General features: G+C 29.8%; 12 protein-coding genes and 1 pseudogene. 2 read left to right on the top strand and 11 right to left on the bottom strand.

Annotation, left to right across the window (positions count from 1 at the left end; all coding sequences use genetic code 11):
* Nucleotides 1-23: 23 nt before the first annotated feature.
* From ACTQYZ_RS01170 to ACTQYZ_RS01160, 3 genes and pseudogenes are all read right to left on the bottom strand, one after another.
* Nucleotides 24-482: an S-ribosylhomocysteine lyase gene (locus tag ACTQYZ_RS01170; RefSeq protein ID WP_441415853.1), complete on the bottom strand. Its 459-nt coding sequence runs from the start codon at nucleotides 480-482 to the stop codon at nucleotides 24-26.
* A 60-nt stretch (nucleotides 483-542) separates the two neighbouring features.
* Nucleotides 543-952: pseudogene (locus ACTQYZ_RS01165) on the bottom strand (arsenate reductase ArsC).
* 12 nt (nucleotides 953-964) lie between these two features.
* On the bottom strand, nucleotides 965-2245 hold the full coding sequence (locus ACTQYZ_RS01160; protein ID WP_441415852.1) for an L-cysteine desulfidase family protein: 1281 nt from the start codon (nucleotides 2243-2245) through the stop codon (nucleotides 965-967).
* Nucleotides 2246-2413: 168 nt separating this feature from the next.
* On the opposite strand from ACTQYZ_RS01160, the gene ACTQYZ_RS01155 reads away from it, so the two are divergent.
* Nucleotides 2414-2950 (top strand): TIGR00730 family Rossman fold protein, encoded by a 537-nt coding sequence (locus tag ACTQYZ_RS01155; RefSeq protein ID WP_441415851.1) that lies wholly within the window; start codon nucleotides 2414-2416, stop codon nucleotides 2948-2950.
* 20 nt (nucleotides 2951-2970) lie between these two features.
* Complete coding sequence (udp, locus tag ACTQYZ_RS01150; RefSeq protein ID WP_441021414.1) at nucleotides 2971-3744, top strand: uridine phosphorylase; 774 nt, start codon at nucleotides 2971-2973, stop codon at nucleotides 3742-3744.
* A gap of 21 nt (nucleotides 3745-3765) precedes the next feature.
* On the opposite strand, the gene ACTQYZ_RS01145 is transcribed toward udp, so the two are convergent.
* From ACTQYZ_RS01145 to ACTQYZ_RS01110, 8 genes are all read right to left on the bottom strand, one after another.
* Nucleotides 3766-4959 carry a hypothetical protein gene (locus ACTQYZ_RS01145; RefSeq protein ID WP_441415850.1) on the bottom strand — a complete coding sequence of 398 codons (1194 nt, stop codon included), beginning with the start codon at nucleotides 4957-4959 and terminating at the stop codon, nucleotides 3766-3768.
* A 101-nt stretch (nucleotides 4960-5060) separates the two neighbouring features.
* Nucleotides 5061-6254, bottom strand: coding sequence for a deoxyguanosinetriphosphate triphosphohydrolase family protein (locus tag ACTQYZ_RS01140; protein WP_441415849.1), 1194 nt, complete (start codon nucleotides 6252-6254; stop codon nucleotides 5061-5063).
* 54 nt (nucleotides 6255-6308) lie between these two features.
* The gene (locus ACTQYZ_RS01135) at nucleotides 6309-7478 is read right to left on the bottom strand and encodes a cation diffusion facilitator family transporter (RefSeq protein WP_441415848.1); all 1170 of its coding nucleotides are present in this window, start codon (nucleotides 7476-7478) and stop codon (nucleotides 6309-6311) included.
* A gap of 662 nt (nucleotides 7479-8140) precedes the next feature.
* Nucleotides 8141-8686, bottom strand: a complete 546-nt coding sequence (locus tag ACTQYZ_RS01130) for a PDDEXK nuclease domain-containing protein (RefSeq protein WP_441415847.1) — start codon at nucleotides 8684-8686, stop codon at nucleotides 8141-8143.
* Nucleotides 8687-8770: 84 nt separating this feature from the next.
* On the bottom strand, nucleotides 8771-9127 hold the full coding sequence (locus tag ACTQYZ_RS01125) for a DUF1016 N-terminal domain-containing protein (RefSeq protein WP_441415846.1): 357 nt from the start codon (nucleotides 9125-9127) through the stop codon (nucleotides 8771-8773).
* Between the two features lie 110 nt (nucleotides 9128-9237).
* Nucleotides 9238-10026, bottom strand: a complete 789-nt coding sequence (locus tag ACTQYZ_RS01120; RefSeq protein WP_441415845.1) for a hypothetical protein — start codon at nucleotides 10024-10026, stop codon at nucleotides 9238-9240.
* The gene (locus tag ACTQYZ_RS01115) at nucleotides 10013-10474 is read right to left on the bottom strand and encodes a TFIIB-type zinc ribbon-containing protein (protein ID WP_441415844.1); all 462 of its coding nucleotides are present in this window, start codon (nucleotides 10472-10474) and stop codon (nucleotides 10013-10015) included. Before ACTQYZ_RS01115 ends, ACTQYZ_RS01120 begins: the two co-directional genes overlap by 14 nt.
* A 189-nt stretch (nucleotides 10475-10663) precedes the next feature.
* Entirely contained in the window at nucleotides 10664-11995 is a 1332-nt protein-coding gene (locus ACTQYZ_RS01110; protein ID WP_441415843.1) for a M48 family metallopeptidase, read from the bottom strand.
* Nucleotides 11996-12054 lie beyond the last annotated feature (59 nt).

Raw genomic sequence — 12054 nt, 5'->3', positions numbered from 1 at the left:
AAAAGACACCATTTGGTGTCTTTTTAGTTTTTATAGTAAATATCATCTTCAGTTAAATTTTTTATAACTTCTCTATATTTCTTTAATTCCATTTTTGCTTCATTAAGATCAAGTTCTTTGTAATTTCCGCATTCAACAGCGCTTTTACCAGGTACTTCTCCCTCATACTCACATAAATTATTTACTGTTTCTTTTACTATTTCCACTACTTGTTTATGTGTTAAACCTAAAGTTAAAAGATAAAATCCTGTTCTGCATCCCATAGGTCCAAAATAAATAATATTATCACTGTAAGAAGAGTTCCTTAAGTATGTTGCACAAAGATGTTCTATTGTGTGAAGTGCTACATTTGAAAGAAAAGGAGGTGTGTTTGGTTTTATAAATCTTAAGTCGTATGTAATAACTCCTCTGTCTTCTCTTGATAAATATATCCCTGGTTCAAGTACGTTATGGTCTACCATAAAACTTGCTATTGTTTCCATTTTATTTCCTCCAAAAAATTAATATATAAATATAATATCATAAAATATATAAATAAAATCCTATAAAAGATTTTTATTTATTTCTTCTTTTAATGTAAGTATATTTTGATGAATTTTATTTATTATATATAGAAATTCTTCATCGCTTTTACCGCTTGGATCATCAAGTCCCCAGTCAAATCTATGTTTGTATGGTAGAGTAGGGCAGTTTACATTACATCCCATTGTTATAACTATATCAACTTGTGGAATATCAAATATAAGTTTTGAATACTGAGTTTCTTCCATATCTATACCGTATTTTTTTTTATAAGTCTTACCGCATCTTGATTTATTTGTGGTTTTGTTTCAGTACCGGCAGAATAACTTTCAAATGTATCTGATGCCATATGTTTTCCAAGACACTCTGCTATTTGACTTCTACATGAATTATGTACGCATACAAATGCTACTTTAGGTTTATGTTTCATATTTTACTCCTTTTAATCAAAACAAGTCATAATTGATAATATTTCTTTGTCTGTTTCTTTCATTCCTACTTTACCAAGATGACCTATATTTTCTATTGTATGTTCTACTCCTTTTGATACAACTCCGTCTCCACCATAGAATTGTTCACCCATTTTGTACATTTCATAACCTAAAATTCCCGCTTCTACAGAAAAAGCTATTTTTGCGGCACATGAAGATTTTGCTCCGTCACATATTATACCTGAAGTTATAGCAAGGGCATTAACTATTGTATGAGCTATGTCTTTATAATCTCCGCCTTTTAGAAATGCTATTCCTGCTCCTGCCGCTGCTCCTGCACTTACCGCGCCGCAGAAAGCAGATAAATAACCTATTTTTGATTTTTGATGAATTGCACATAAATTTGAAACAACCAAAGCTCTATATAATGTATCATCATCTATATCAAATTTTTTTGCATATTCTATAACGGGAATTGATACTGTTAAACCTTGGTTTCCGCTTCCTGAATTAACTACAACAGGATATTCGCTTCCATTCATTCTTGCGTCACTTCCTGCCGCTGCTTTTGCTTTAGCAACGTTTCTTATATCATCTCCGTATAATTTTAAAAGAGTTGAACCTATATTTGCTCCATAGCTGTTTTCAAGCCCATCCTTTGAAATTACAGTGTTTAAATCTATTTGTCTTTTTATTATTTCTTCTATATCTTTTATATTGACGCTTTTTGCGAAGTCATAAATATCTTCTATTGTTAGAAGGTCATATCTTAAAGCGTTTGTTTCACCTTTTTCTTCTTCATTTTTATCAAGTATTATTTCATCATTTTTTTGTATATAAACTATATTTGTATGCTTGTGGCAAATTCTTACAACAGCTTTATCTTCGCCTTTATAAGCTTCTATTTTAATATCTAAAAGATTATTGCTATCTGATTTTTTTATTTCTATTTTATTTTCTTTTAGATAATTCTTAAAGTCAGTTATTTGTTTTTCGCTTATATCTTTTAATACTTCAAGCTCAAGCTTTTCATTACCGGCTATTATTCCTATTGCAACAGCTGTCTCTATTCCTTTTAATCCTCCCGTATTTGGTACAACAACGCTTTTACAGTTTTTTATTATGTTTCCGCTTACTTCTACCAAAACTTTATCTGGAATTTGTCCAAGAACACTTCTTGCTTTTGCAGCGCAGTAAGCAAGTGCTATGGGTTCTGTGCATCCTTTTGCTAAAACCAGCTCTTTTTTTAATATATCAATATATGCTTTGTATTTTATATTATTTTTTTCCATGTTAAATCTCTCACTCTATATTCACGATTTAATATTATAATATAAAAGTATACATAATAAATATATTTTTAAAAATTTTAGATTTTATTAATATATTTTCTTACAAAAATTTAATATAAATGAAAATAAATTAAATAAATAATATATAATTAAAAAGAGGTGATAATCATGAATATATGTATTTACGGTTCTTATTCAAAAAAATTAGATAAAGAAATGATAGAAGTTTCAAAACAAATAGGAAAAACTCTTGCAAAAAGAGGACATGATTTAATTTTCGGCGGTGGGAAAAACGGTCTTTTAGGTGGACTTGCAAAGGAAGTAAATGATAATAATGGCAAGACAATAGGAATAATTTTAGACGATTCTGACATGGAAACATTTGTATATAAAGATTGCACTACATTAATTTCAAAGGAAAATATGAGTGTTAGAAAACTTTATATGGAAAATAATTGTGACGGATTTATTATTCTTTCCGGAGGAATAGGAACTCTTGATGAATTTTTTGAAGTTCTTGTACTTAAAAATAAAGGAATTATAAATAAACCAATCGCTGTTTTTAACTATAATAATTTTTTTGACGATATGTTTTCATTTATGAAAAAAATGTCAGGTGAAAATATGATGAATGATAAAGTTTTTGATTTATTTTTTGTAACTGATAATATAGATGATATGTTTAATTATTTGGAAAATTATTAATAAGAGAGGATATGGATATGATTGATTATGCTGAAGGTAGCGGAAAACAATACCATATAGGTGTAAAAAAGGGAGAAGTAGGAAAATATGTTCTTCTTCCAGGAGATCCTAAAAGATGTAAGGAAATAGCAAAGTATTTTGATAATCCAAAGCTTATTGCCGATTCAAGAGAATTTGTTACTTATACAGGAGAGATTGATGGAGTAAAAGTTTCCGTTACTTCAACAGGTATAGGTGGTCCTTCTGCGGCAATAGCAATGGAAGAATTAAAGGTATGCGGAGCGGATACTTTTATAAGAGTGGGGACCTGCGGAGGAATGGATCTTGATGTAAAAGGTGGAGATATGGTTATTGCAAGCGGTGCAATAAGATTTGAAGGAACATCAAAGGAATATGCTCCAATTGAGTATCCTGCTGTTGCTGATTTTGAAATAATTATGGCTCTTAAAAATGCAGCAGACAAGCTTAAAATAAGAAATCATATCGGTGTTGTTCAAAGCAAAGATTCTTTTTATGGACAACATAGACCCGAAACTCTTCCAAATAAAGATGAGCTTTTATCAAAGTGGGATGCTTGGTGTAAGCTTGGTTGCAAGGCAAGTGAAATGGAAAGTGCCGCTTTATTTATAGTTGCCAGTTATTTAAAAGTAAGATGTGGTGCTTGTTTCCTTGCAATAGCAAATCAAGAAAGAGAAAAAGCAGGACTTAGCAATATTCAAGTTCATGATACCAATGAAGTTATAAAAGTTGCTATTGAAGCAATAAGAGAACTTATAAAAAATGATAATAAATAAGCAGTACATTATGTACTGCTTTTATTTTTGTACCGTAAAATATTTATATCCAAAAATACTTTCTTTGTTACATATATTTATTTTATCGTTTATTTTTGTATTTTCATAAATTTCTTCATTTACTGATACATCTTGTGTTTTTCCATTTAATATTACTGTAAAATAATAACTATCATCATCAGATGATGAACTCATGTATTTTTCTAATACTGTTACTTGTTCATAAGTAGGTTCGCTAAATGTAAGTATATAATTTAGTGGTGATACTGTACAAAAAGAAATTACAACTATAAACAGAAAAACAGTTATTTTTTTCCATATTATTGTTTTAATCTTTTTTAATATTGTTGTTATTAAAAAAGGTATAAGAATAATAATGGAGTAAATTAATGTATGTATAAACAATATATTACTATTGTCATTTATAGTTTCGCTTTGCCACATAACCATAAAAATACATATTAGAACTCCTATAAAAGGAAAAGGAATTGTATACGATTCTGCTTTTTTAGGTATTTCACTAACCATTTTAGGATAATAGTATAAATAAAGTATATAGTATATAATTAAGCTTAAAATTGATATTATTATATTTATTTTTGATGTAAGAAAAAAAGATATAATTAGGCATATTATTATAACTATATTAAATACTTTAACAAAATGTTGTTCTTTTTTTATTTGGTTTATTTTAAAATTTTTTTTAATATATTCTATTTCAAATTTATTATTGTCTTCATAACTGTTTTTTATTTTTTGAAAAATATTACCGTCTTTTTTTGAATCAAATTTACTTATTTTTATTTTCTTTTCTTTAAAAAACTTTATTACATCTTTATATCCTACCATATTATTTTCTATGGATACGATTTTTTTATCATTTTTATATATTATTAGTTTTTTATCTCCCATTTTATTAAGAATTTGAACAGATGATATTTCACTATATTCATATTTTTTTGTTTTTCCTAATGTTTTTGTATAGGTAAAATAATTATCATATAAGATAAGTTTTCTTCTTAAATATGATATTACTAAGTAAATTGAAAGAAATAAAAAACTTCCCAAAGTAATTAAACAAAATATAAATGTCATAATGTCATTATCTAATATTGATGAAATTAAAGAAATAATAGAAATAATAAAAAAAAATATTCCTGATATAATACCTAATATTAATACAAATTTGGATTCTTTTACTATTGCTCTTTTCATATCTTTTCCTCTTTATAATATTATATCAAATATATATATTTATAAATCTTACAATTATATTAAATATTATATAAAAAGCAAGAGTTTTTATCCTCTTGCTTTTATTCAAAATAATCTATATATTTAACTTTATATTTGCTTTTCGGGAAAAGATATTCATGTAAATCTATGAAATAATCGTCTGTCATACTTGCTATAAAATCTACTACTATATCGTTTGGGTCTGTATCGTTATATTTAAACTTACTAAAATTTTCTACGTATTTAATATGATGTCTATATATAAGTGAATTTGTGTTTTTATTTTTAAGGTCTTTTAAAAATTTATTATAAATACCAAATAACATTGGTTTTATGTTTTTTTCGTAATCTTTTGTTACTTTACTGTCTTCATATATTAATTCGTAGTTTTCTTTTTTACCCCATTTTAGTGCTTCATAAACTTCTTTATCCATTTGAAGATAGTTTTTACCGTAACTATTTTGTATTATGTTTACGGATAAATTATTTATAATTTCAGAATTTGTATTTCCCATTTTATTTTTCTTAAAAATTCTTTCATCTTCTAGAATATGAAGTCTTTGAGCATCTTGCCTGTCTTTTCCAAGATAAGCAATAATATCGCTTACTCTTACAACGCAGCCTTCCAAAGTTGATGGTAGAAGAGATGATATATATTTTTCATCAATGTAGCATTTATTTGTTTTTTCATCGAATTCTTTAAATCCATTAAGTGTGCAGGGTTTGTATTTTTTCTGTTCAAGTTCTCCGTTATGGCAAAGAACACCGTCAAGAACCTGTAAAGATATGTTTTGGTTTGATAGTTTATCAAGTACTCTTACACTATGTACGTTATGATTAAAATATCTTCCGGTATTTTCGTAATATATTTCACTTAATATTCTTTCTCCTCCATGTCCGAAAGGCGTATGTCCTATATCATGTGCAAGTGCTATTGCTTCTATAAGATCTATATTTAGGTTTAGTACTTTTCCTATATTTCTTGCAATCCTTGAAACAAGCTGAACATGAAAAGCTCTTCTTGATATATCGTCATTTTTATATAAAGAAAACACCTGGGTTTTGTCTGAATAACGGTTGTAGTAAGGTATATGCATTGTCTTTTCTATATCTCTTACAAATGCAGGTCTCCAAATAGTTGCTTTATCTTTATTCATATCCCTTCTTAATATATTTTCATCCTTAAAAGCATAGGGATTGATTTTGTTTTCTTTTCGGTCGTTTATTATTTGTTTTTGTAATTCATCAGAAAGTTTTAAATAATTAGTATTCATATAAACCTCCTTTTATTAAATAAAACCCTCTATAAAAATTATAGAGGGATATTTTTAAACATATGTAATTTCTACTTTGACAACGGCAAAGTAATTTTCAAAATTATTTTTTACTAAATCTTTTATTTTTGTTTCAACTTCTTTATCTGTCATTTTGTATTTTGGCGGTATAACAGCATCAAAAATAACATTAGTATGAGTATTTCCTTTTACCATTCTAAAATCGTGTATTGTAATTATTTCATCTATTTCTTTTTTGATAAGCTCAGTAATTTTGCTTTTCATTTCCATTACTTCTTCATTGTCTGTATCGATAGGGTCTAAATGGATTACAGCTTCACAGTTTAATTTTTCGTTGAGCTCTATTTCTGCTCTGTCTATTGCATCATGAAGAACAAAGATATCCCCATTTCCCGGTACTTCTGCGTGAAGAGAAATCATAAGTCTTCCAGGACCATAGTCATGAACAACAAGGTCATGTATTCCTACAATTTCATCGTAGCTCATAACAATTTTTTCTATTGAATTAACAAGAGATTTTTCTGGAATTTGACCAAGAAGAGGGCTTAATGTTTCTTTTGCCGCATCATATCCTGCATAAAGAATAAATCCTGCAACGAGCAAACCTGCATATGCGTCTATGTTTACTCCCGTAAATTTTGCTATTAACATTGATATTAAAACAACCGATGTTGCTATACAGTCGCTTTTACTGTCTGTTGCTGTGGCTTTCATTCCAGCTGATTCTATTTTATCTCCGATTTTACTGTTGTATAAAGACATATATAATTTTACAAGTATTGAAACTATTAAAATTATAAATGAAACAACAGTTGTATCTATACTTTCAGGATGAAAAATTTTATCAATTGATGATTTTAAAAGCTCGGCTCCCATCAGTATAATCATTACAGAAACAGCAAATCCGGAAATATACTCTACTCTTCCGTGTCCAAATGGGTGTTCAAGATCTGGTTTCATTCCCGCAAATTTAAAACCTATAAGAGTGATTACCGAAGAACCTGCATCAGAAAGGTTGTTAAAAGCATCTGCCGTTATTGCTATTGAGCCGCTTATTATGCCCGCAAAATATTTTATTGCAAACAAAAAAATGTTTAGTAATATTCCTACTATACTACATAACATTCCATAAGCTCTTCTTACATTTTCATTTTTTACATTTTTATAATCTTTAATAAATTTCTTTGATAAATAACTAACCATGATATTCCTCTATCTTTTTATTTATGCATATGTTACAATATTTGTAGACCTTTTATATTATATAATAAATTTAAAAATTTATCAATTCGAGAGAAAAATATTAGCGATAACTAACATTTTATAGTATAATAATCTAAATAAGACATTTGTTTGATTAACAATACTTATAAGGAGCTTCCTGTCTACATTTAAATTATACAGGAAGCTCCTTTTCATGTGTTTGTAAAGTTCATATCTCTTTTGCAATTGAAATATCTATGAAGTACCGTCTTTATATTCATAAGTTGCCACAACATAAATAATATGTCAAGTGTAAAATTGAAATAAGTTTTACGTTCTGCTATTTTAATAATAAAAAAGCCTTGAAAATGAATTTCTATTCATCTCCAAGACCTGTTTTTTAGAAACATATTACATATTCTACTATTATATTAAGTCAAAAAAACTGCAAGCATTTTGCAAACACAGAAAACGGGAAGCCGCATAAATACTGGCTTCCCGTTATTTTTACATTATTCAAACTCGTCTCACGGTAGATTAATTTCAATGTTTCTGATAGCGTTTGCGCTACTTTTTGTCACTGTATTCGCCATATTCGCAGGCATCATTTTGACTGGCATAAAAATTGTACTCAAAATGAACTCACAACAACACAATGAAAATTATTCTTCGATCAGCGGCATATTGATCAATTCCTGCAACTTTTTCTGCAATACTGCTTTATCCGGCAACTGTAGTTTATATTCTGCTACCATCATCGGAGACAGGGTTCTGCTCATCGCATATTCCACTACTTCATCATCTTTAGAAGCACAAAGAATCATCCCAACACTTGGATTTTCATTTTCTTTCTTCTTCTGACGATCTAATGCCTCCAGATAGAAATCCATTTTAGAGATATATTCCGGTTTGAATTTACCAATTTTCAATTCAAAGGCAACCAGACACTGCAAACCTCTATGGAAGAATAATAAATCAATCCGAAAATCTTCGCCACCGACCTGCACTCGATATTCCTCATCTATGAAAGTAAAATCTTTGCCTACTTCAAGAATAAAATCTTTCATATTCTGGATCAGACCTTTTCGCAGATCAGACTCCTTAAAATTCTTTGGTAAATCAAGAAATTCAATAACATACGAATCCAAAAACGGATTCTCTTTCAGGCCCTTTATTGGTTCTGGCAGGAGTTTTTCTTTGGAAAGCATATATCTTTCGTAATAACCACTGTCAATTTGGCGTTCTAATTCTCTTTTGGAATAGGACTCTTTGATGCACAATTTGATATAAAATTATCGTTCCTCATCCGATTTACATCCAGACATAATGAGCAAGTGGTTCGTCCAGCTTATTTGTGTCACCAGTGGTGACACAGTTGGATTGTCTTTATACAGTTCATAAAACTGTTTCATTCTATATAAACCTCGCCGGTTAAATCCTTTTATGCCAGGAAACATAACTTGTATTTCTTTAGCTATAGTGTCTATATATTTATCTCCAAAAACTACATTTTTAGATTCTGCGCTTAAATACTCACCAACTGACCAATACATACGAATAAGTTCCTCATTCACTTTTCGCAGAGCATTATTTCTGGATGCTTCAATAATCTCAATTAATTTCCCAGCCAAAACAATTTCATTTTTCATTGCAACACTCCTTTTTGAAGAATTTGTGTCACCACTGGTGACACAAATTACATATATTCATATGCAACTATTCTTTTCCAATGCACACTATTATCCCTATTTATTCTATTTTAGTGCACATACGGTGCAACAAGGTCAATAAATTTCTGAATATTTATAGCCAATGTCGGAATTCCATTTGCAATCGAGATCATAGGGGCTAACAGTTTAATACCATTACTTATAATTTTGCCTTTAGGTTCTGGTTTCATCATTTCGTCTCTTATCATTTCTATAGAATCCATTATCGTTTCCGCATCATCCTTTCCAACTTCTGAAAGGTTACTTACGATATCATCAATAATTCTTCCCAATTCATCGGTAGACACCCCGATATTTTGTTCAGCATTAATTGTCGCATTATCTCTTGCATAATTAACTTGACCACCACTTACATTCCAAACAACATTTTCATCTAATCCCATATCTATGCCAACCCCCGTCAAATAATCATTAATATTATTAATCAAAACCAGCAGCACCCTATCATTAAATTCTTTAACATTATCTTGCCACTTACTTTTCCTATAAATATTATGAAAAGCATATGCAGGACCTTTGATATTTTTTTCTATATGTTTCAATATTGAATATATCTGAAAACTTTCCTCCTCAACTGAAGGTCCAAAATCAAATACATATCCGCCTTTGTTTACTACTAACTCCCAATCAGCTGCCGCATCATACTCATTGACATTACCTTGTTTGATGTATTCTATAATAATTGGATTATTATCTATATAATCTATAAACTTTTTTAATACAATAATATATTCATCGAAATTCACTCTCATCATTCTACTTGAAATAGAATTAAAACTATGCATAATTTTTTTCAGCTCTTTTTTATTCAAATCCATAATCCATCACTCCACAATACGGACAATAACTGCCACTCATTTTGAGAATTGGTTTTATCTTCGCTTCTTTCTTACAACAAAAATACATTTTTTTCTCTAATGCCTCTATTGTAAGCATAACCGGTTGCTCCTCTTTCCGTTTTGGTTTTTTAGCTATTTTGATATTAACCATATTTCCTTTTGTTTTCTTTTCTAATTTTTTTAGTTCCTTCATGCATAAATCATTAACATAATTTTCTGCCATAATCATGCCTAACTCAATTATGTCATCTGTAACATAATTATCACTTACCAGACCACAGGCTGGACAATATATTTTAAACACACCATCATCTCGATAATCATCTGGATGTAATTTAAACAGTTCCCCACACAAAGGACACTTTAACAATACATAACCTTCCTCATCCGTTGGTATACTGATTTGAAAGACAATTTCTTCGCTCATTCAGAAAGCGCCTCCTTTCCAAAGCCACTCTGCTGTTCGAACCTTTTTAATCAAAGTTCCTTCAAATACATATTAGTGGAACAAATCAAAACGTCTTGCACCTATAACCTCTATTTTTCACTATATCAAATCAAAAAACTCTTTCTATTTACTTTCGCATACATTCCACATTTCGGTGAATTTTATTTGTTACTTAACACGAACATAATAGTAAATGATTACTTCCGATTCCTTGATGAACCAAGAATCTTTATCAAACTGCGACTGATCATTAATGATAATCTTTGCTACACAGTTTTCTTTTTCTCCCCAGCCGATTTTAGACATTGCCATTTCCTTAATCGTAAAATTTGTAAATCCCAAGTATTTAAGTTCTACTTTTACTTCTTCATAATTCTTTCCTAAGAAATACTTCTGATTTTCTCCAATCTTAATTTCGCCAGGATGTTCCAATGCTATTTCCTCATCAGTCTTTGCTTCAAAGTATTCGATTCTTACTTCGTCACTGCGTTTGTACCATCCATCCTCTGACAATTCATTGATTGTAATGGCAATAATGCTTCCCTCTTTAGTTTTAGTTGCTTCAGTATTTCTTACTGTCTTGATATTATCAAACCCCATAGTTAAAAGCTTTGCCTGGACATCAACAACATTTTTACCAATCATCTTTTTAATGGATACCTCAACTGGAAGTTTACTCTCATCATCTGATGTCTCTGAATTCACATATTCCAGAATGTTTTTATAAAGTTCTGTTTTCTCCCATTCCCTTCCTTCATATGCTCGGATAGCATTCAATGGATGATCATAATTCTGAAAAAGAATAAATTCCAAAGTTTTATTCCACGCATTGTTATCAACAAGATTTTTATATTCAAGCGCTTGTTCCATAAACGCTTCGACATTTGCATCTGCCATAATATCTTTATCATATCCGGCAAATCGCATCATAACTTCTGTAGATTTTTCTGCTGAACCATCACAAATAATAGTCGCCCTGTCAGCGGAAAATTCACTGCATCTCATCCAATATGCAAAAGCAAGCTGAATAGGATATAGTGCAATATTTCCTAACCCAGACACAAAAGCTGATGCTCCATTTAATATAGCACGTCCCATTGTCGTATATAAAGTATGATGGCAGGCAATATGTCCACATTCATGAGCTAGCACTGTTGGGATTAATTCATCCGGCAGCGTTTCAAATAATCCTGACGTAATTACGATAAACGGTTTCGTGTCACCATATGTATAGGCATTTGGATGCACATCTAATTCTACAAACAGTTCTGGAACATCAATCCCTAACTTCGTGCAAATTGGTGGAAGCATATTATAATACTTAGCCATTTGTTTTTCGTTAAGTCGAAGATTTGTTGACATGTTAATAAGCCTTAATTGTTGCTCGCTCCAAATTTTCATAAATGCTTTCATCACCTGAGAAAACCCTGGTATTGCTTTAAGTGCTGCCATTGCAGCTTTATCTGAATCATGTAAATACAATTTATAATCTAATGCCATTTCGTATTCTCCTTATTCCTTTCACGTATAACAACCTAAATCCTATCCCTCTCTTTATT

Origin of the sequence: Anaerofustis sp. LCP19S3_F7 (assembly GCF_052119445.1) — a bacterium.
Classification (GTDB): Bacteria; Bacillota; Clostridia; order Eubacteriales; family Anaerofustaceae; genus Anaerofustis; species Anaerofustis butyriciformans.
Note: the sequence above shows the minus strand (reverse complement) of the source record. Positions and strands in the feature narration are given on the sequence as shown.

Excerpts from the sequence above, each read along its gene's own strand:
- ACTQYZ_RS01170 (WP_441415853.1), bottom strand. The coding sequence starts at position 482 with ATGGAAACAATAGCAAGTTTTATGGTAGACCATAACGTACTTGAACCA.
- ACTQYZ_RS01160 (WP_441415852.1), bottom strand. The coding sequence starts at position 2,245 with ATGGAAAAAAATAATATAAAATACAAAGCATATATTGATATATTAAAA.
- ACTQYZ_RS01155 (WP_441415851.1), top strand. The coding sequence starts at position 2,414 with ATGAATATATGTATTTACGGTTCTTATTCAAAAAAATTAGATAAAGAA.
- ACTQYZ_RS01145 (WP_441415850.1), bottom strand. The coding sequence starts at position 4,959 with ATGAAAAGAGCAATAGTAAAAGAATCCAAATTTGTATTAATATTAGGT.
- ACTQYZ_RS01140 (WP_441415849.1), bottom strand. The coding sequence starts at position 6,254 with ATGAATACTAATTATTTAAAACTTTCTGATGAATTACAAAAACAAATA.
- ACTQYZ_RS01135 (WP_441415848.1), bottom strand. The coding sequence starts at position 7,478 with ATGGTTAGTTATTTATCAAAGAAATTTATTAAAGATTATAAAAATGTA.
- ACTQYZ_RS01130 (WP_441415847.1), bottom strand. The coding sequence starts at position 8,686 with ATGCTTTCCAAAGAAAAACTCCTGCCAGAACCAATAAAGGGCCTGAAA.
- ACTQYZ_RS01125 (WP_441415846.1), bottom strand. The coding sequence starts at position 9,127 with ATGAAAAATGAAATTGTTTTGGCTGGGAAATTAATTGAGATTATTGAA.
- ACTQYZ_RS01120 (WP_441415845.1), bottom strand. The coding sequence starts at position 10,026 with ATGGATTTGAATAAAAAAGAGCTGAAAAAAATTATGCATAGTTTTAAT.
- ACTQYZ_RS01115 (WP_441415844.1), bottom strand. The coding sequence starts at position 10,474 with ATGAGCGAAGAAATTGTCTTTCAAATCAGTATACCAACGGATGAGGAA.
- ACTQYZ_RS01110 (WP_441415843.1), bottom strand. The coding sequence starts at position 11,995 with ATGGCATTAGATTATAAATTGTATTTACATGATTCAGATAAAGCTGCA.